This window comes from Mesorhizobium shangrilense (assembly GCF_028826155.1).
GTDB lineage: Bacteria > Pseudomonadota > Alphaproteobacteria > Rhizobiales > Rhizobiaceae > Arvimicrobium > Arvimicrobium flavum.
The window spans coordinates 2147544-2168136 of sequence record NZ_JAQGPN010000001.1; the positions used below are offsets into that span (position 1 = coordinate 2147544).

General features: G+C 64.3%; 17 protein-coding genes. 16 read left to right on the forward strand and 1 reads right to left on the reverse strand.

Annotated elements, in window-relative coordinates; translation table 11 throughout:
- The first annotated feature begins 141 nt into the window (after positions 1-141).
- From PD284_RS26880 to PD284_RS10510, 4 genes are all read left to right on the forward strand, one after another.
- A complete protein-coding gene (locus PD284_RS26880) occupies positions 142-306 on the forward strand; it encodes a hypothetical protein (protein ID WP_338036646.1) in 165 nt (54 codons plus the stop codon).
- A gap of 694 nt (positions 307-1000) precedes the next feature.
- Entirely contained in the window at positions 1001-2551 is a 1551-nt protein-coding gene (locus tag PD284_RS10500; protein WP_274628145.1) for an AbgT family transporter, read from the forward strand.
- A 46-nt stretch (positions 2552-2597) separates the two neighbouring features.
- The gene (locus tag PD284_RS10505; protein WP_411956192.1) at positions 2598-3800 is read left to right on the forward strand and encodes a M20/M25/M40 family metallo-hydrolase; all 1203 of its coding nucleotides are present in this window, start codon (positions 2598-2600) and stop codon (positions 3798-3800) included.
- A gap of 118 nt (positions 3801-3918) precedes the next feature.
- Positions 3919-5748: an SLC13 family permease gene (locus tag PD284_RS10510; RefSeq protein WP_274628147.1), complete on the forward strand. Its 1830-nt coding sequence runs from the start codon at positions 3919-3921 to the stop codon at positions 5746-5748.
- Between the two features lie 190 nt (positions 5749-5938).
- Here PD284_RS10510 and PD284_RS10515 read toward each other — a convergent pair whose 3' ends face one another.
- On the reverse strand, positions 5939-6436 hold the full coding sequence (locus PD284_RS10515; RefSeq protein ID WP_274628148.1) for a MarR family winged helix-turn-helix transcriptional regulator: 498 nt from the start codon (positions 6434-6436) through the stop codon (positions 5939-5941).
- A gap of 44 nt (positions 6437-6480) precedes the next feature.
- Between PD284_RS10515 and PD284_RS10520 the strand changes: the two genes are divergently transcribed.
- The 12 genes from PD284_RS10520 (at position 6481) to PD284_RS10575 (ending at position 20521) form a co-directional block, all read left to right on the forward strand.
- The gene (locus PD284_RS10520; protein WP_274628149.1) at positions 6481-8001 is read left to right on the forward strand and encodes an FAD-dependent oxidoreductase; all 1521 of its coding nucleotides are present in this window, start codon (positions 6481-6483) and stop codon (positions 7999-8001) included.
- Positions 8002-8009: 8 nt separating this feature from the next.
- Entirely contained in the window at positions 8010-9251 is a 1242-nt protein-coding gene (locus PD284_RS10525) for an MFS transporter (RefSeq protein ID WP_274628150.1), read from the forward strand.
- A gap of 306 nt (positions 9252-9557) precedes the next feature.
- Complete coding sequence (locus PD284_RS10530) at positions 9558-11138, forward strand: arylsulfatase (protein ID WP_411956193.1); 1581 nt, start codon at positions 9558-9560, stop codon at positions 11136-11138.
- A gap of 105 nt (positions 11139-11243) precedes the next feature.
- A complete protein-coding gene (locus tag PD284_RS10535) occupies positions 11244-11513 on the forward strand; it encodes a hypothetical protein (protein WP_274628151.1) in 270 nt (89 codons plus the stop codon).
- 3 nt (positions 11514-11516) lie between these two features.
- Positions 11517-12425: a polyphosphate kinase 2 family protein gene (locus PD284_RS10540; protein WP_274628152.1), complete on the forward strand. Its 909-nt coding sequence runs from the start codon at positions 11517-11519 to the stop codon at positions 12423-12425.
- A gap of 36 nt (positions 12426-12461) precedes the next feature.
- Positions 12462-13439 carry an AAA family ATPase gene (locus PD284_RS10545; protein ID WP_274628153.1) on the forward strand — a complete coding sequence of 326 codons (978 nt, stop codon included), beginning with the start codon at positions 12462-12464 and terminating at the stop codon, positions 13437-13439.
- An 11-nt stretch (positions 13440-13450) separates the two neighbouring features.
- On the forward strand, positions 13451-14452 hold the full coding sequence (locus PD284_RS10550; RefSeq protein ID WP_274628154.1) for a DUF58 domain-containing protein: 1002 nt from the start codon (positions 13451-13453) through the stop codon (positions 14450-14452).
- 3 nt (positions 14453-14455) lie between these two features.
- Entirely contained in the window at positions 14456-14974 is a 519-nt protein-coding gene (locus PD284_RS10555; protein ID WP_274628155.1) for a DUF4381 domain-containing protein, read from the forward strand.
- The gene (locus tag PD284_RS10560) at positions 14961-15962 is read left to right on the forward strand and encodes a vWA domain-containing protein (protein ID WP_274628156.1); all 1002 of its coding nucleotides are present in this window, start codon (positions 14961-14963) and stop codon (positions 15960-15962) included. Before PD284_RS10555 ends, PD284_RS10560 begins: the two co-directional genes overlap by 14 nt.
- Complete coding sequence (locus tag PD284_RS10565) at positions 15959-17530, forward strand: VWA domain-containing protein (protein WP_274628157.1); 1572 nt, start codon at positions 15959-15961, stop codon at positions 17528-17530. The genes PD284_RS10560 and PD284_RS10565 overlap by 4 nt, the downstream gene beginning before the upstream one ends.
- Complete coding sequence (locus tag PD284_RS10570) at positions 17527-18855, forward strand: BatD family protein (protein ID WP_274628158.1); 1329 nt, start codon at positions 17527-17529, stop codon at positions 18853-18855. The genes PD284_RS10565 and PD284_RS10570 overlap by 4 nt, the downstream gene beginning before the upstream one ends.
- Positions 18856-18877: 22 nt before the next feature.
- Entirely contained in the window at positions 18878-20521 is a 1644-nt protein-coding gene (locus PD284_RS10575) for a GGDEF domain-containing protein (RefSeq protein WP_274628159.1), read from the forward strand.
- Positions 20522-20593 lie beyond the last annotated feature (72 nt).

The following is a 20593-nucleotide window of genomic DNA, read 5'->3' on the forward strand; positions in this document are numbered from 1 at the left end:
GAACATCTACTTCGCCGTGATGGTGGGGCGTGGCTTAGGAGTCTGCGTGAGCAATAGGGGCTTACCCAGCGCGCTTTCGCAATAACGGTAGGAACAGACTACTACACCTTCATTTCGCAGATAGAAAACGGCAGGGGCCGGGTGCCACCTGACCGCTACAAGCTTTGGGCCGAGGTGCTGAAGGTCGATCCGAAGGAGTTCATGCAGGGGCTCATGCGCTACTATGATCCCTATGGATATGAGATGTTGTTCGGAGAGTTTCCGCAACCTCGGGGTGTCGGGAACGACAACCGGGACGTCGCCTGAGCCAAGCGGGTTTCCACAACCTCGCATAGCTTGCTCGCGCGCGGCCAAGATTTCCGGCTACAACCGCCTGGTGAAAAGGCGCTGATCTGCTGACTGCTTCGATCGCCCTCGCAGGCCGGTCGAACGCCGCGCTGCTGCACACATTCATCCGCGGCCAGAGACCCCATTTCGAGGAAGCGGGTTACGTCGCCTATAGCGCTTGTGCGGCAAGTCGCTGAGGAAATTGAACGCCGCTACCAACTCCCGGAGCTTGACCGCCGCGACCTCACGCATCGCCTCTTCGTCCAGTGGCTCGCGAGGCGATGTACTCTGCGGTCCCGGGTCCGTCGGATCGCTCAGGCGATCGGGCAGAGCCCGTCAAGAATGTTGGCGGTCGTTACCGTTACATTACTTCTAATGAAGGGAAGCGCGTGGGAAAATCGGCGCTTCGGTCTTCAGGAGGACGCCTCCATGTTCCGAGTGACCGTCGCTGGGGCCGCGATAGACGATTGCGAAAACGGAGCTTGCGGAAGCACCCACTTCCAAACTGATTGCAAACAAAGCCGGGCAGGGCGCGCCTTGGTGTGCCCATTGGCACCGGCGAACTCTTTAGGCGCCGTGGCCGTGGCGAAGCACCGTGATCACGGGTTCGTCGGGAGGCCCCTTTCTCCTTAGTGCGTTGCGCAGGGATATTTTTAGCAAGGGGAGATCGGAAATGACAACCGCGAACGCCTTGCCCAAGACTGCCATGCAGCGCTTCCTCGACGGCGTCGAGAAAGTGGGAAACATGGTTCCCCATCCGGTGATCATCTTTCTCATCCTCATCGCCATAGTGATCGTGCTGTCGGCGTTGCTGGGCGCGTTCGGCGCGTCGATCACCTATGAAGTCATCAATCCCGAGACGCATGAGATCGAGGAGGCGAGCACGGAGGTCCGCAGCCTGCTCACCGCCGAGGGCATTCGCTTCATCTATGCGTCGCTCGTTCCAAACTTCATGGCCTTCACCGCCGTAGGCCTCATGATCGCCGCCATGATCGGCGCGGGCGTCGCCGAAGCGTCGGGCCTGGTCACGGCGCTGATCCACAAGCTTGTCGCCGTTTCGCCGCGCTGGGCGCTGACCTACATCCTCGCATTTGTCGGCATCCTCTCCAGCATTGCAGCGGATGCGGGCTATCTCGTCCTTATCCCTCTCGCGGGCATTGCCTACCTGGCCGTCGGGCGGCATCCGCTTGCCGGCTTGGCCCTAGGCTTCGCCGCCGTCGCCTCCGCCTTCAGCGTCAACATGCTGATCAAGCCACTCGATGCGGTTCTGGTCGAGTTCACCAATGATGCGGCCCGTCTCGTCGACCCGGACAGGTCGATTGGACTTGCGTCGAATGTCTGGTTCTCCTTCGCGTCCGTGCTGTTCCTGACGCTCATCGTCGCCGTCATCACCGACCGCATGATCGCGCCCCGGCTCGGAGCCTATGATCCCAAGAATGCCGCCGAGGGCACCACGACCGATCAGAGCGACATGCTCGGCGAGCAGGAGTCGCGCGGCTTGCGCTTTGCCGGATACAGCCTGCTCGGCCTGGTCGCGGTCTTCTGTCTCCTGACGATCCCGTCCTGGGGCCCGCTGCGCAATCCGACGACCGGCGAGCTGATCGGCAATTCACCCTTCATGAACGGCCTCATAACCCTGGTCGTGTTGATGTTCCTGGTGACAGGCTGGGCGTACGGCATCGGCGCCGGCACCCTGCGGACCCTTTCCGAGGTGATCGCGGCGATCGAGAAGTCGATCAAAAGCATGGGCGGAACGATCTTCCTTTTCTTCGTGCTCAGCCAGTTCGTCGCCTACTTCACCTTCACCAACATCGGCACGGTAATGGCGCTCAGCCTGTCGAACATCCTGCAGGCCGCCAACATCGGTGCGCTGCCGCTGCTGCTCGGGTTCATCGTGGTGGTGGCGATCATCGACCTGCTGCTGACCGGAGCGATCGCCAAATGGGCGATCTTCGCACCCGTCTTCGTCCCACTCCTCATGCAACTTGGCGTCGAGCCGGAGGCCGTTCTTGCGGCCTATCGCGTCGGCGATTCTCCGATGAACGCGATCACGCCGCTCAATGCCTACTTCGCGCTCGTGGTCGGATTTGCCCAGAAGTACGACAGGACCGCCGGTGTCGGCACCATCGTTTCGCTGATGCTTCCCTATGTCGTGTGGATGTTCGTGTTGTGGACCGCCCTGTTCGCCTTGTGGAAGGCCCTGGGCTTACCATGGGGACTGTGACGGCAGCGGCCGAAAGGCCGACCCAACTGCAAGAGGGATGGATGTCATGAGTCAGAACTCACCCCCACTGGATATCGCGGCTGCGGAAGAGCATCTGATCAATTTCCTCTCGGTCGAGGGCGTGACCGGCCAGGAGGCCAACATTGCGGCCGCGGTCAGCAACGCCCTGAAGGATGCCGGGGTGCCAGCCTCGGCCATTCGGTTCGATGACGCCAACAAGCGCATCCCCTTGCCGACCGAAACCGGCAACCTCATCGTGAACCTGCCGGGCACGCGTCCGGGGCCGCACCTGCTGTTTTCCACCCATCTCGACACCGTAGCACTCTGTGCCGGCGCCAAGCCGCGACGCGAGGGTGACCGGATCGTCTCCGACGGCACGACGGCGCTCGGCGGCGATGCCCGCACTGGCGTCGCCCTCCTGGTCGTGCTTGCCGAGACGCTCATCAAGAACAACATTGCACACCCCCCGATCACGCTGCTTTTTACAGTGCGTGAGGAGAGCGGCCTCCACGGCGCCCGGGAGCTCAATCCGTCGGAGCTGGGCGGCCCGGTCATGTGCATAAATGTGGATGGGCAGCTTGCCTCGGATCTGATCGTGGGAGCGGTCGGGCAGGAGAACTGGGAAGTCCAGATAACGGGTCGCGCGTCCCACGCCGGAGTCGCGCCGGAGAAAGGGATTTCGGCGACAATGGTCGGCGCGGTCGCCCTTGTCGAAGCCAGACGCGACGGCTGGTTCGGCAAGGTGGTGAAGCCGGATGGACACGGTACCAGCAATGTCGGGATTTTCGGCGGCGAGGACGGCAAGCCCGCGGGCGACGCCACCAATGTCGTCACCGACTACGCCTTCATCAAAGGCGAGGCGCGCAGCCCGGACGCTGCCTTCGCCATCAGGATCGCCAATGGCTACAAGGACGCCTTCGCTCGGGCGCAGGCCGAGGTGAAAGACGACAACGGCGCCACCGCGAAGGTGACGTTCCTCCAGCAGACCTCCTATCCGCCCTTCGAATTGGCGCACGACTCCCCGGTCGTCCAGCGCGCCAAAAAGGCGGTTGAGATGCTCGGGATGGAACCCAACCTCCTGTTTTCCAACGGGGGGCTGGATGCGAACTGGCTCGACAAACACGGCATCCCGACCGTCACGATTGGAGCCGGCCAGGCGGAGATCCACACGGTCAAGGAATATGTGAACCTCGCCGAGTACGAGAAAGGCTGCCGCCTCGGCCTTCTTTTGGCGACCATGGAGGACTGAAGGCGATCGGCCCGTGGGTGACCTCGAGCGCGGAGGCGCCGCGCTGGAATTCATCGGAAACCTATTGCTGGGTGACCATCATTTCAGACCTGGGCTGGGTATGTGAGGAGCCGAGCGATTGAGTCCGATAGCCTACACCGCCGCCATCATCGCCACCATCATCGTCCTTTTCGTCTGGAACAGGCTGCCTGTCGTCGTCATCGCCATGGCGACCGCGCTGGCGCTATGGGCGACCGGTGTCCTGACACTTGGCCAATCGCTCGGCGGCTTCGGAGACCCCGCCGTCATCTTCATTGCGACGCTTTTCGTGGTGAGCGCCGCCCTCGAGGCCACCGGCGTGACAGCGTGGGCCGGCCAGCTCCTGATCGCAGGAGCCGGGGAACAAAGCCGGACGCGGCTATTGCTGCTGACCATGAGCCTGGTTGCGCTGCTCACGGCCTTGATCAGCGTCAACGGCGCCGTTGCCGCGCTGCTCCCGGTGGTGGTCGTCATCGCTGTCCGGCTCAGGTGGAATTCCTCGCAGCTGCTCATGCCGCTGGTCTTCGCCGCACATGCGGGCTCGAAGCTCGCATTGACGGGCTCTCCGGTGAACGTGCTGGTCTCCGACGCCGCCAGCGACGCCGGGGTGGGCGCATTCGCCTTCTTCGAGTTCGCGCTGGCAGGCGTGCCGGCGCTGGCCGGCACCATGGCCATCATCCTGTTCTTTGGAAAGCGGCTCCTGCCTGAACGCAACGGGGCCACGATGCCGGCAGATTTCAGCCGCCATGCCAAGACGCTGGTCGAGCAGTACGGTCTCGCCACCGGCATCTACCGCGTGCGGGTGCGCCGAACCTCCCCGCTTGCCGGTTCTCCTCCCTCGGCAATTGATCTCGCCGATTATCCCGAGCTGAAACTGGTCGCCGTGCAGGAGGGGGATTCAGCTGCTCCGCTACGCAGGCCGATCGTTGCCGAAGGCGACTATCTGCTGCTCCGCGGCGATAGCGTGTCGGCCGCAGCCTTCGCTGGCGAGAAACATCTCGCATTTCGGGAAGAGGCCAAGTCAGCCGGCGAAGAGACATTGTTCAATCAGAGTTCCGGCCTCGCTGAAGTCGTCATTCCGCCGCGATCGGGGCTGATCGGCCATAGCGTTTTTCCCGGCATGGTCACCGAAAGCGGGGACCTCATCATCCTGGCCGTGCAGCGCGGCGGCGCGGACATCGAATCCGATGCCAGCAAGCAGCGGGGCGGAATCGAGCTGCAAGCGGGAGACACCATGCTCCTGCAGGGGACATGGAAGGCTCTCGACAACCATCTCGCCGATCCCGACGTGCTGGTCGTCAATTCGCCGGATCTCGTGCGCAGGCAGGCCGTGCCGATGGGGCCGGGCGCACGCCAGGCAACCGCCATCCTGCTGGCGATGGTAGTTCTCCTTGCCACGGGGATCGTTCCGCCGGCAGTAGCGGGTCTGCTTGCGGCGGGGGCCATCATCCTGTCGGGCATCATGACGGTCCAGCAGTCCTACCGGGCCATAGACTGGACGACGGTGATCCTCGTCGGAGCGATGATGCCGCTATCCACAGCCATGATGGAGACTGGAGCCGCAAAGCTCCTGGCCGACGGGCTTGTGGAGATTGTCGGCGACGCCGGTCCGATTGCGCTACTTGCGGGCCTGTTCGTGCTGACAGCCTTGTTGGGGCAACTCATAAGCAACACGGCAACGGCGCTGATCGTCATACCGGTCGCGGTTGCTGCCGCCACCACGATGGGGGTCTCGCCGCGGCCCGTGCTGATGAGCACGGCAGTGGCGGCGGCCGCTGCTTTCCTCACGCCGATCGCCACACCGACGAACCTGATGGTGATGGGCCCGGGCGGCTATCGGTTCGGAGACTACTGGAAACTCGGATTGCCGCTCTTGATCTGGTTCTTTGTCGTGGCCGTCTTCGTGGTGCCGCTGATCTGGCGATTCTGACCCGCGGTAAGATCGTGGAGTCCGCTCATCTCATCCCCCACCGGCTCGTTGAAACGCGGCTCGCCGTTGCGCCGCTTTTCCAATCGAGAGTCAGGTTCAACAGGGAGCGAAGTTCGCGCCAGGCCAAATACTAACCTAACCGCCCGCACCTGCGCGAAGCTCCCTTCCGCAAAGTGAGTTGGGCGACAATTCAGGGTGCGGCGGGGCTTTCCGGTTCGTCTTTTGCGGCCTCAGCGAACTTGCGCATGAGCCGCACGAGCTCGTCGATGTCGTGGGCATCCCAGTTGGCGAAGATGGCGCGGGCGCTTCTCTCGCGGGCGGCGTCGATCTTGTCGGTCATCGCCTTGCCCTTCGGCGTGACCACGGCCTCATTCACGCGGCGGTCGGCCGTGCTCTGCCGGCGCTCGACCAGGCCGAGGCTTTCCAGCTTTGCCACCTGACGGCTGACGGTGGTGTAGTCGCGGCCGGCGCGGTCGGCGAGCTCCACGATGCCGATCGGCCCCACGCGCTCTATGCCGACCAGAAGGGGAAACAGGGCGCGGTCGAGGGAGATGCCGGCTTCGCGCACAAGGCTTTCGTCGCGCTGGGGCCGGTTCATGAGGCTGACGATGTCGATCAGCGCAGCGTGAAGCGCACGAATTTGACGGCTCTCGATATGTGTATTTTTCACATTTTTTCTTGACGGCATTCCGACTCTCCTACTATGTGCATATTACACATAAGGAGGCGGCCATGACAAACGGTTTCACGGCGGATGTGCTCATATGCGGGGCGGGCGCATCCGGCCTGACGCTGGCGATCGAGCTTGCGCGGCGCGGCGTGTCTTTCCGGCTGATCGAGAAGCGGGAAGGGCCTTTCCGGGGCTCGCGCGGAAAGGGCATCCAGCCGAGGACGCAGGAGATCTTCGAGGACCTCGGCATTCTCGACAAGGTCGTCGCCGCCGGCGGCATCTATCCGCCGGTGCGCGCCTATGGCGATGACGGCAGCCATGCCGAGAAGGACATCGGCGAGCGGCCGGATCCGACTCCGGCGGAGCCCTACTACATCGCGCTGATGATCCCGCAATTCCGCACCGAGGAGATCATGCGGGAGCGGCTGGCCGAACTCGGCCACGAGGTCGAATTCGGATGCGAGCTGGTCGACTTCGAGCAAAACGAGGACGGCGTCATGGCCCGCCTTGCGGGACCGGATGGCGGGCAAACCGTCCGCGCCCGCTATCTCGTCGGGGCCGACGGCGGGCGCAGCTTCGTACGCGACGCGCTCTGCGTCGGTTTCCCCGGCAAGACGCTGGGCGTGCGGGCGATCGTGGCGGATGTGGCGCTGACCGGGCTGGAGCGCGATGCGTGGCACGAGTTCAACGATGGCGACATGGAGCGCATGGTCGTGATCTGCCCGCTGGCCAGAACCGATCTCTTCCAGCTTCAGGCGCCCATTCCGCCGGACGGCGACGTGGACCTCTCGGCCGAAGGGCTGGGACGGATGATCGGCGAGCGGACGGGGCGGAGCGACATCCAGGTGCATTGGGTCTCCTGGGCTTCGGCCTATGCGATGAACGCGCGGCTTGCCGATAGCTACCGGGTCGGTCGGGTGTTCCTCGTCGGCGACGCTGCCCATATCCATCCGCCGACAGGCGGACAGGGCCTGAATACCAGTGTGCAGGATGCCTACAATCTCGGCTGGAAACTCGCCGCCGTGCTCGGCGGCGGCGAGGATCTCCTGCTCGACACCTATGAGTTCGAGCGGCGACCGGTGGCGGAATGGGTGCTCGGCCTTTCGTCCAGGCTGCTCGATGCGCAGAGAGCGGGGGAAATGCGCCGGGGCCGCGAGGTGCGCCAGCTCGATATCGGCTATCCGGACTCGCCGCTTTCCAGGCAGCTGGCCGAGCGCAGCGGCAGGCTGCGTCCCGGCGACCGTGCGCCGGACGCCCCGGTCATGGGCGCGGCTGGCCAGCCGTCGCGGCTGTTCCAGCTGTTCAGGGGGACGCACTGGACGCTGCTCATCCATGAGGCGGGAGGGGAGACGGTCGGGCCCAGGCCTGGGCTGCATGTCCGCCACATCGGCGCGCAGGGCGACGTCATCGACGCCTGGGGACACGTCCGCGATGCCTACGAACTGGCGCCGGGCGAGGGCGTGCTGATCCGCCCGGACGGCTATATCGGAGCGTTCCTGATGCTCGGCGCAGAGCGGACGATGAAGCTCGAAAGATATCTGGGCCATCTGGGCGTCGGTCGGCTCGAAGAGGAATCGAAGTGAGCGCCGGGATGTGTTCGAAGCACGAGGCCGGCGCGTCGGACAGGCTCGACTGGCGGCTGATGCTGCCGCTGTTTGCCATCGTCGCCCTCTATGCCGCGGGCATCGGGGCGGTTCTGCCCGTCCTGCCATTCCATCTTCGCGAGATGGGGGCGAGTCCGCTGGTCTTCGGCGTCGTGCTTGCCACGGAAGCGCTCAGCCTGTCCGCCGCGTCGCCCTTGCTCGGCCAGCTCTCCGACCGTTTCGGACGCCGGCGGGTTCTTCTCGCCAGCCAGATCGTGGCGGTCGTCAGCCTGCTGCTGCTCGCCCTTGCGCAGAGCATCTTCACGGTCCTCCTGGCGCGCTTCCTGTTCGGACTGACGGCGGGCAACTTCTCGGCCGCGGCCGCCTATGCCGCAGACAACAGTTCGCCGGCGACCCGACGCCAGGCGATCGGCGTCGTCAACGCCGGATTGGGTCTCGGTGCGATTGTGGGCGCAGGCCTTTCAAGCGTTCTCTCCGATATCTCGCTGACCGCCCCGATCTACATGGCGCTGGCCCTGTCGGCTTCCGGAATCGTCGTGACCGCCTTCGGCCTGAGAGGCGGCAAGGTGGCAGGACAGGCTGCACGCGAAGGCGACCGCGAACGGATTTCGATGCGGGCGATCACCGGCCACCCGGTCATCCGCGTGCTCGTCATCGTCATGCTGTGCCATTTCTTGGCTTATGGAATGTATACCTCGCAGCTTCCGATCTTCCTTGCCGACAGGTTTGTCTGGAACGGCCACTCCCTCGGGCCGCGCGAGTTCAGCTACATCATCGCGGCGGACGGGGTCATCAACCTCTTCGTCCAGCTTTTCCTGCTCGGATGGCTCGGCAGGTTCTTCTCGGAACGCCGGCTGATCGTGCTGATCTTCGGCCTCCTCTGCGCAGGCTTCCTCAGCGCCGGACTGGCGAGCACCATTCCCGTCCTCGCCTTCGCCGTGCTCTGCATCAGCACCGCAGACGCCCTTGCAAAGCCAACCTATCTCGCGGCGTTGTCGGTCCATGTCCCGTCGGAGCGGCAAGGGGTGGTGATGGGAACGGGCCAGGCGCTGGTTGCGGTGACGGATATCGCTTCGCCGCTCATGGCGGGCTTCATCGTCGGGCTGGGCCTCTATGGGGCGTGGATCGGCGCGGTGGTGACAATCGCGATCACCGGAGCCGTGATCGCGGCGAGCCGGCTTCCCCGCCAGGGCGACGCCCAGACCGCTGCGGTTGCGCCGCGAGGATGACCAGGCATCGCCGGTCCCCGCCGGCCGTGCGGCGGCCATCGTGCACCGGCCGACCGAAGGAAGATTGGGCACTCCGCTTCTTCCTCGATCACGAAGGCCGCACGCGAGATCGTCCTCTATTCGATCTGGCTGTCTTACAAGGACAAGCGACGCCCGCGACAGCGCGCCAAGCGACGACATCGGCCAAAACTGCGGCCGTTGTTACCGTTACACAACTTTCGGCTCAGCCTCTGATCGATAGACTGTGGACGCTGCGGAACATGCTCCGGGCACGATCCACGGCGCAGGGATTGCAGGGAGATTCATATGCGGATGATATCCAAGATCGGCGCAATTCTGCTTGCGGCGAGCGCTTTGACTTCAACGGCGCCCTCGTGGGCCCAGGACCAGACGAAGCCGAACATCCTCGTCATCTTCGGCGATGATGTCGGCCAGACCAACATCTCGGCCTACAGTTTCGGCCTGATGGGCTACCGCACTCCCAATATCGATCGGCTGGCCAAGGAAGGCATGATGTTCACGGACTACTATGCCGAGAACAGCTGCACGGCAGGTCGCTCGACTTTCATCACCGGGCAGGTCTGCCTGCGTACGGGTCTGTGCAAGGTCGGCGCTCCCGGCGCCACCGTCGGCCTGCAGGACCGAGACATCACGATTGCCCAGGCGCTCAAGCCGCTGGGCTATGCCACCGGGCAGTTCGGCAAGAACCATCTCGGCGACCGCGACGAGTATCTGCCGACCAAGCATGGCTTCGACGAGTTCTTCGGCAACCTCTATCACCTAAACGCCGAGGAAGAGCCCGAGCAAGCGAACTGGCCGAAGGACGATCCGGAGTTCCTGAAGGCATACAACCCGCGCGGCGTGCTGCACAGCTTCGCCGACGGCAAGGTCGAGGATACCGGCCCTCTCACCGTCAAGCGGATGGAAACGATCGACGACGAAACGACCGATGCGGCGATCGGCTTTATCAAGAAACAGGCCGATGCCAAGAAGCCGTTTTTCGTGTGGATGAACACGACGCGCATGCATGTGTTCACGCATGTCCGCGACTCGATGAAGGGCCAGAGCGGCATGCCCGGGAACGAATATGCCGACGGTATGATCGAGCATGACGACGACGTCGGAAAGCTGCTGAAAGAACTGGACGATCTCGGCATCACCGACGACACGATCGTCGTCTACACGACCGACAACGGTCCGAACCAGTGGTCTTGGCCGGATGCGGCTACCACCGCCTTCAGGAGCGAGAAGGACACCAACTGGGAAGGCGCCTTCCGCGTGCCAGCATTCGTACGCTGGCCTGGGCGCATCCCGCCCGGCTCAATCTCCAACGATATGTTTTCGGGCCTTGATTGGTTTCCCACTCTGGTTGCCGCCGCCGGCAATGCCGACATCACGGACCAGCTTCTGAAAGGCACGGAGATCGATGGCAAGCAGTTCAAGGTGCATCTCGACGGCTTCAACCAGCTCGACTACCTGACAGGCAAATCGCCAAAGAGCGCACGGACCAACTTCTATTACTTCAATGACGATGGCGATCTCGTCGCCACTCGTTTTGACAACTGGAAGATTGTCTTCGAAGAACAGCGCTTGCCTGGCGGCTTCGACGTATGGGCCAATCCGTTCACGTCGCTGCGCGTTCCAAAGATATTCAATCTGCGCATGGACCCCTATGAGCGGGCCGATATCGTTTCGGACCAATATAACGACTGGCGGGTCAGGAACGACTTCCTGTTTGTAAAGGGGATACTGCACTCCGCAGCATTCCTGCAGACCTTCGTCGACTATCCGCCCAGCCAGCGGCCGGCGAGCTTCAGCATCGACCAGATCCGCGAGGAGGTGGACAAGTCGATCGAGAAGCACTTCGAGGAGATGGGTCAGCAGTGACCGTGACAGTTGCGCGGCGTGCCAGTCGACAGCGCGTCTGACGGCAGGGCGAAGGTTATCGCCCTGCCTCCGTCTCGGAGAGACCGGACAAAGTGGAGGCTTTGGATGACGAGAAGAGCCGTTACGCGATATCTCCCCGCTGGCTTTCCCATCATGGGATGGTCTTGCGGCGATGCGGCAAGCACGGCGCTTGAGGATCCGCGCCCCTCGAGGAACGAAGAGGCAGCAAAGACTGCTATCGTCGACTTCGTCGCCGAAGTGACCAATGAACGCGGACCGGCATCCGTCACGCCGGCGGAGCGTATGGCCGTCTTCGCCAACGACGGCACGCTGCGGGCCGAGCAGTCCTTCTACTTTTATCCTGCGGGGAATTAGAGGATGCTCTCGGGCGATGTCGTCAAGCGCTTCAGGATAAGTGACGGCGACGATTTTCGCCTGTCCGACATCGATCCTGGCGACACGCTGGGCCTCGACCTGGAGAAGGACGAGGCCAAGGAATTGCTGGCCGCCGGCACCAAGCGCCTCGCCGACCTGCAGGAGCGGCTTTACGCCGAAAGCCGGTGGTCGCTGCTGATCATCCTGCAGGCAATGGACGCAGCCGGCAAGGACAGCGCGATCGAGCATGTGATGTCCGGCGTCAACCCGCAGGGCTGTGCGGTTACGTCCTTCAAGGCGCCGAGCACCACCGAACTCAAGCATGATTTCCTCTGGCGCGCGACCTTGCCGCTGCCTGGGCGAGGGCAGATCGGAATCTTCAACCGCTCCTACTACGAAGAAGTTCTGGTCGTGCGCGTTCATCGCGACCTCCTGGATAAGCAGGGCCTGCCTGACAAGCTGGTCGGCGACGATCTTTGGAGAGACCGTTTCGACAGCATCCGCGATTTTGAGCGCCATCTGGCGCGCAACGGTACGGCGATCCTGAAGTTCTTCCTGCACGTGTCGCGGGACGAGCAACGCAAGCGTTTTCTGGAGCGTATCGACGAGCCGGACAAACGCTGGAAATTCGCGCTCGGGGACGTGGCGGAACGCCAGCTTTGGCCGAAATACATGGACGCGTACGAGGATGCGATCCGCAACACCGCAACCAAGCACGCGCCATGGCATGTGGTGCCGGCCGACAACAAGTGGTTCACGCGATTGGTGGTGGCCGCGACCATCGTCGAAAAGCTGGAGGAAATCGACCCCAACTATCCAAAGGTCGACAGCGCGGCGCTTTCTGCAATGGTCGAAGCGCGCGAGAAGCTGGTCGCGGAACCGTCAGACAGCAAGAGTGGGAAGAGCAACTGACTTTGGCGGGAATCCGCAGAAGGCGGCTAGGCAACCATGACTTCACGTGACGATATCGCTGCGCTCGGCAAGCGCATCAACCAGTCGATCGTCGGCCAGGAGGCGATGGTCGAACGCATGCTGCTCGGCCTCCTGAGCAACGGTCACCTGCTGATCGAGGGACTGCCGGGGCTCGCCAAGACCCGCGCCATCAAGGCGCTCGCCAAGAACCTCGACGCGAAGCTGTCGCGCGTCCAGTTCACGCCGGACCTTCTGCCGTCGGACATCACCGGCTCGGAAGTCTATCTGGCCGAAGGCGGCAAGGGCATTTTCAAGTTCCAGGGCGGCCCGATCTTTGCCAATCTCGTCCTCGCCGACGAGATCAATCGTGCGCCGGCAAAGGTGCAGTCGGCGCTGCTCGAGGCGATGGAGGAACGGCAGGTGACGGTGGGCGGCGAAAGCCGTGCGCTGCCGGAGCTGTTCCTCGTCATGGCAACACAGAATCCGATCGAGCAGGAGGGCACCTATCCCTTGCCCGAGGCGCAACTCGACCGATTCCTGATGCATGTGCAGGTCGGCTACCCCGACGAAAACGCAGAAGGCGACATCATGCGCCTGGTGCGCAACGAGGAGAAGGAAGCGTCCTCCTCCAAGACGGCCGCAAAGCATGAAGTGCTGGCCCAGCAGGCGGTCTTCGACGCGCGCAAGGAGATCACGGCCGTCACCGTCTCAGAGCCGGTGGAGAAGTACATCGTCGCGCTGGTCTATGGGACCCGCACCCCGGCCAAGCTCGACGCCGACCTTGCCAAGTGGATCGAGGTCGGGGTGAGCCCGCGCGCCTCGCTGGCGCTCGACAAGGTGTCGCGGTCCCATGCCTGGCTGAAAACCCGCGACTACGTCACGCCCGACGATGTGCGGGCAATCGTCCACGACGTGTTCCGGCACCGGCTGATCCTCTCCTACGAGGCGCATGCGTCCGGCATGACGGCGGACCAGGTGATCGACCGCCTCGTTGAACGTGTCGCGGTGTCCTGAGGGAGGTGGTGATGGCGCTCTCCCAGTCCGCGCTCGGCAGATCGACAGGCGTGGCGCGGCCCCGCCGCACCGAGGATGGCGAGGCCGGCGCATATGTCTGCGTTGCCGACCTCGTTGCGCTCGAAGCTGCCGTGCGTGCCCCGGGGCTGTGGGCCAGGCAGCCGGGGCACCAGCTGCTCGCCGGTCGTCACGCGTCGCGCGTACGCGGACGCGGCCTCTCCTTCGAGGAACTGCGCGAATATGTGGCCGGCGACGACATCCGCAGCATGGACTGGCGAGTGACGGCGCGTGCGGGAAAACCCTTCGTCCGCGTTTTCACGGAGGAGAAGGACCGGCCGGCGCTGATCGTGATCGACCAGCGCATGAACATGTTCTTCGGGAGCAAGCGGTCGATGAAGTCGGTGGCGGCGGCGGAGGCCGCTGCGCTGTCGGCCTGGCGCGTGCTGTCGGTCGGGGATCGGGTCGGCGGGATCGTTTTCAACGACAATGAGGTCGTGCAGGTCCGGCCGCATCGCAGCCGCGCCGCGGTGATCGATTTTCTCACCGAAGTCGTCCGGCAGAACCGGGAGTTGCACGCCGAGGCTCCCGACCTGCGAGGCCGCGCGCAGCTCAACGTCGCCTTGCGGGCGGCAGCAAGCCAGGCCGAGCACGACCATCTGGTGATCGTCATCTCCGACTTCGATGGACATGATGCCGAGACGCGCGACATGTTGCTCCGGTTGACCAGGAGCAACGACGTGCTGGCGGTGCTGGTCTACGATCCGTTCCTGCTGCAGTTGCCCGAGAGCGGCGCGATGGTGGTGAGCGGCGGCGCCCTGCAGGCCGAGCTACCGTTCGGCCACGGCGACATGCGCGCCAGGATCATCGAATTCGCCAGGGAGCGCGGAAAAGAGCTGCTCCGATGGCAGCAGGAGCTCGGCTTGCCGATGATGCCGGTTTCCGCGGCCGAGGAGACGGCGCCGCAGATGCGGCGCATGATGGCCGAGCTGTCGTGGCGCACCCGGAGGCGCTAGGCCATGGAAGGAACATCGCCTGCCGATCTCGAAACGCGCCAGGCCTTGCAATCGCTGGCCGACATCGTGCTGCCGCAACCGGTTGCCTGGTGGCCGCAGACATGGGGATGGGCTCTGCTTGCGCTGGTGGTCGCCGCACTGATCGTCCTCGCCGTCTGGCGCTGGCTGCATCATAGGCGGATAAATCGCTATCGCCGCGAGGCGCTGGCGCTGCTGGCGGACCTGGAGCAGACCGGGCACGGCGGGCAGCCGGGCTCCGTGCAGGCCGTTGCAGAACTGTTGAAGCGCGTTGTGCTCGCAGCGTGGCCTCGAGAGGAGGTAGCGCGCGTCAGCGGCGCGGCGTGGGTGAAGTTCCTCCGCGATCACGCGGGCGGCGCGATGATCGCCGACGAAGCGGCGGCGCTGTTGGCCGACGGCGAGTATCGTGCCGCGCCGCCGCGGGACAGGCTTTCAGAGCAACAGTTTCGCGCCCTGATCGACACCGCCCGGGCATGGATCGAGAAGCACCGTGTACCAGCTTGAGTATCCCTGGCTGCTCGCCCTGCTGCCACTGCCCGTGCTCGTCTGGTGGTTGCTGCCGCCTTACCGGCAAGAGACCGCGTCGGTCCGCATCCCCTTCTTCGGCGAAGTGGCGCGGGCAGCGGGTGTTTCCCCATCTACCGGCTCCATCGTGCCGAGGATGAACCGGGCGCAACGAATACTGGCGCCCGTCTGCTGGGCGCTGGTTCTGCTTGCGCTTGCGCGCCCGCAATTCATCGAACCGCCGATCGAGAAGGTCGAGCCGCAGCGCGACCTGATGCTGGCCCTCGATCTCTCGCAATCCATGGATACGGCGGATTTCCGCGACCCGTCCGGTAAGGTCGAGCCCCGTGTCGATGCGGTGCGACAGGTCGTGGCGGAATTCGTGAAGCGACGCAGCGGCGACCGCATCGGCCTGATCGCATTCGGCGACGCCCCTTATCCGCTCGTGCCTTTCACGCAGGACCACAGCACCGTGCAGACGATGATCTCCGGAATCCTGCCCGGGATCGCCGGGCCGCGCACGGCGCTCGGCGATGCGCTCGGTTTGGCGATCAAGATGTTCCAGGCGAGTCTCGCACCTGACAAGGTGCTGATCGTGCTGACCGACGGCAACGATACGGCGAGCAAGATGCCGCCCGACAGGGCCGCCGAGATCGCCGGCCGGAACCATATCGTCGTGCACGCAGTCGGCATCGGCGATCCGAACGCCACCGGCGAGGACAAGCTCGATACCGCCGCCTTGCAGAAGATCGCCAGTGCGACCGGCGGGCAGTATTATTTCGGACAGGACCAGAGCCAGCTCGAAGAGATCTACCAGACGCTCGATCGGATCACGCCAGTGAATCAGAAGACGCTGTCGTGGCGACCCAGAATCGAGCTCTTCCACTATCCGCTCGGCGCCGCGCTGCTCATCCTGATCCTCTATCACCTCTCCGCCTGGCTGCTGACGAGCATGCACGGCAAGGCCGGAAGGGAAACCGCCGAATGATCGCGGATTTCCACTTCCTCCGCCCCTGGTGGCTGCTGGCGATCGTCGCCGCACTCGCGCTGGCCTGGCTGGTGTCGCGGCGCGAAGACGTACGCAGCCGTTGGCGCGACATCATCGCGCCCAGGCTCCTCGATCACCTCATCCTCGATGGGGGCGGTGCGGGCTGGTTCCGGCCCGTCTATCTCGTGAGCGCTGCGATCATACTGGGCGCGATCTCAGCTGCAGGCCCGACCTTCGACCGAGAGCGCTCGCCCTTCGTCGACGACAAGGCTCCGCTCGCCATGGTCATCGACCTCTCGCAGACCATGGACGCGACCGACATATCGCCGACCCGCCTCGAACGCGCCAAACTCAAGGTGCAGGATCTGCTCAAGCGCCGCCCCGGCGCCCGGACGGCCGTCTTCGCCTATGCCGGCAGCGCCCATATGGTGCTGCCGTTGACCGACGATGCGTCGCTGGTCCAGACCTACGTCAACGCACTGGCGACGCATATCATGCCGGTGGCGGGAAAGGACACGCGCAGGGCCCTGGAAACGGTGGAGTCGGCCCTCGCCTCGGAGGATACGCCCGGCACTATCCTGTTCATGACCGACGGCGTCGAGGCCGGTGCGGCAGACGCATTCGCAAAGAATGCCGGCGACGACGAGATCATGATCTTGGGCATCGGCACCGCCGCGGGCGGGCCGGTCAAGACCGGCGAAGGACGCTACCTGACCGATTCGTCCGGTGCACGTGTCATCGCCAAGCTCGACGTCGACCAACTCGAAGAGTTGCGAAGCGCAAGCAGCGTACAGGTCGCGACCGTGACACTGGACGACAGCGACGTCGACTGGATCGAGCGCCGCATCCGCACCCATCTCGAGCAGAAGCAGGCCGAGGGGCAGACGCGCTGGCGCGACCTCGGCTGGTGGTTGACGATCCCGGTCGCTGCGATCGCCGCGCTTTGGTTCCGGCGCGGCTGGTCCGTGCACTGGGCGGGTGGCGTGTTGTTTGTCCTGGCGCTCGCCGTACCTGACCACTCGAATGCGCAAACCTCGCCTGTGATGGATATGTGGCTGACGCACGACCAGCAGGGGCGCCTCGCCTTCGACAGGGGAGACTATCCCGCGGCTGCTGCGCTCTTCGACGACCCGATGTGGCGCGGCGTGGCCTACTATCGCTCCGGCGACTTCGCCAAGGCGGTGGATGCCTTTGCCCAGGTCCAGAGCGCCGAAAGCTACTACAACCAGGGCAACGCGCTGGCCCATCTGGACCGGCTGCCGGACGCCGTCTCGAGCTACCGGCAAGCGCTGAAGCTGCGGGCCGGCTGGCAGCAGGCCGAGGCCAATCTCGCGGCCATCGAGAAGCTGATCGCCGACCGCAAGAAGGATGAGGAGGATCAGCAGCCACAGGATCCGAACCAGGCGCCCGACCAGGTGCAGTTCGACGACAAGGGCAAGAAGGGCAAGGAAGGCACGGTCGACGCCGCCCAGCAATCGGCAGAGATGTGGATGCGTACCATCCAGGTCACGCCGACCGACCTGCTGGCGCGCAGGTTCGCCATCGAGTCGAAGGAACCGGACAAATGACGTGCCTCAGGGCGACAGTGCTACTGTTCGCCGCGTTGCTGGCGTTAATGCCGGTCGCGGCGCGCGCGGCCGATCCACTCGCGCGTGCGCAGGTGGAAACCCAGGGGCAAATCGTCGTTGGCCAACAGGTAACCCTCAGAGTCGACGTGCTGGTTCCGAACTTCTTCATGTCGTCACCAGGATTTCCGGAGCTCGACCTGCCAAATGCGGTGGTGACACTGCAGGACGGCGCGCAGAACCTGGTCGAGACTATCGACGGCGCCGCCTATGCCGGCATCCGCCGCACCTACCTCATAACGCCGCAGGCAGCGGGCGAGTATACGCTGCCCGAGGTCCAGATCACCTTCACCTACGCCGCCGTGCCCGGCCAGCCGCCGGCCAATGGTTCGGTGACGCTGCCGACGATCACGTTCACCGTCGGCGGCGCGCCGGGTTCCGGATCCGGTGGTGCGGTCGCGGCCAGGGTCACGATCAATCAGTTCGTCGAGGGTGACCTCAAGAACCTGAAGGTCGGCGACGCCATCGTTCGGACGGTGACCGTAACGGCCGAGGGCATCCAGGCGATGATGATCCCGCCGCCCGACTTCGAAGCTCCCGAGGGAGTTCGGCTGTATCGACAGGACCCGGTGCTCGCGAACGACACCGACCCAAGGCAAGGCCCCGCGACGGCAAGCCGGATCGATCGCGTCACCTACACCTTCGAGAAGGCGGGCGCCTTCACCCTGCCCGCGGTCGAGATCGGCTGGTACGATCCGGCGAGCGCCAAGAACGAGGTGGCAAGCGCTCACGAGATCGCCGTCGACGTGGCCGCGCAACAGGCATTCGAGCCGGCCATAGCGCCGCCGGCCGAGGCCCCGGCACAGCCGGCGAGCCGGCGCGATTGGCTGTGGCCCGCGATCTGGATCGCCGCCGCGCTTCTCGGCGCGACACTGCTGGCATGGGCGGCTGCGCGGCTTTGGCCGCGGCTCGACGCGTGGCGCCGCGAGCGACGCTCGGAGCACGAGAATTCCGAAGCCGCCTATTTCCAGAGGTTCCGAAGAGCCTGCGCTGCCGGCAACGCGAAAGCCGCATTCGCGGCTGTCGACGCGTGGTCGAGGCGCGCGGGAACAGCTCCGTTGCCCCAGTGGCTGCAGCATTTCGGCGATCCGTCGGTGCAGCACCAATATGAGCGCCTCGAACGAGTGCTTTTCGCTTCCGGCGCGAAGGAGACGTCAACTGATCTGCCGGGATTGGGCCGCGGGATCTCATCCGCCAGGCACAGATGGAGAAGACGAGGGAATGTCTCAGCGCCGAGATTGCCTGCACTCCCGGAGCTCAATCCCTGAGACTGAGTGGTCTGCAAGGGCAATGTCGGCGCGTGAGGATCCGCAGGCCGAAGCTGCCCGTATTCTCGGCCCCCTTATGGAGAGCGGTCCACCGCAGCAACAGCGGACGGCAGTTTCCGGGCTACGGACGCCCCCGAGCCCTGCGGGCCGCGTGCTGATCGTCGGGGGCGGCGTCTCGGGACGGCGCACCGCCGCAGAGTTCGCCAAACGGTGGGCCAAGGCGGTGCTCCCTATTTACCGAAGCTTAGCTCCATCAAGCTACAGGCCTGCCCGGGGGGCTCTCCTTCAGGCTCGCGAGGAAGCTGCCGCAGATATGGTTGAATTGAGGTACTGGAGTTCAGTTGCACGAGAGCAGCGCGACGACGTCAAGAAGATCCTGGGATCCATCGTGCGCGAACACGTGGACGCGCTCGTTTCCAGCTTCTATGGCGCGTTTCTTCAACATCCCGAGGCATCGTCATTCCTGAGCCATTCGGTGGTCCAGGAGCGCCTCAGTCACTCTCTGCGGGGCTGGCTGCTCAAGCTGCTGGAAGCCGACCTTGAAAACGCCTCCGAGTTCGAGCGCCGGCAGATCCACATCGGCGAGGTTCATGCCAGGATCAAGCTTCCCGTGCATCTCGTGCTGGAAGGGGCCAGCCTGCTGAAGATCGAGATTGGGCGCTGCGTCCTCGACCTGGACATCGATGCGTCGCTGAAGGCCACCGCGCTGCTGATGATGGACGAGATCATCGACTACGCGATGCGTCTCATGAGCGAAGCCTATGTCGCGGGCGCCCGGCAACATGCACACACCGACGAGGCTTTCCGGCTGTTCTCCATCGGTCAGGACATCACGATCGAGCGGGAGACTCAGAGGGCGGCCCTCATGGAATGGTCCCAGGACGTCCTCTTCAGCCTGGTGACCAACGCCGGCTCGATGCGGCTGGAATCCCTGGGAACCTCCCAGTTCGGACTCTGGGTACGCCACCGCGGCGGGCTGCTCTTTCAAGGATCTCCCTTGCTCAAGAGCATCGAAGCGGTGATCACGCGGATCGATACGTCCATTCTGCCCGCCATCGATACAGCCCAGGCGCGCGACCCTTCCGCCGTCGCAAAGCTTATCGGAACACTGCAGGCCGCCATCGAGGAACTGCGCTTCCTGCTGACCGATATCTTTCAGGCGGCCGCGGAACTGGAGGCAGGACGCGATCCGCTCACCCGCACCCTGAACCGGAAATTCCTGCCCTCGGTGCTGGGACGCGAAATCGCCCTTGCCTCGCGCAACGACACCCCGCTTTCCGTGGTCCTGATCGATGTGGACCATTTCAAGGCGATCAACGACCGCTTCGGGCATGCGGGAGGCGATGTCGTCCTCAGACAGGTGGCAGACCTGATACTGGAGACGGTGAGGGGCAGCGACTTCGTCTTCCGGTATGGCGGCGAGGAATTTTTGATCGTTCTGGTCGAAACCTCACTGGAAAACGCGCTCTCCCTGACGGAGAGGGTTCGCAAGCAGTTCAGCGATCACGACATCCTGATGCCGGACCGAAGCCGGATGACGGTCACTGTTTCTGGGGGCGTGGCGTCCTATGACGGCCATCCAGACTACGAGTATCTCATCAAGCGTGCGGACGAGGCCCTCTATCGCTCAAAGGCGGGCGGCAGGAACAGGGTGACCGCGGGATAGGCCGCCTCCCGCTGAGGCCGCCGGAGCGGCGGGCATTCCAACGAATGCAGGTCCGCCGCTCCATCCATTCCT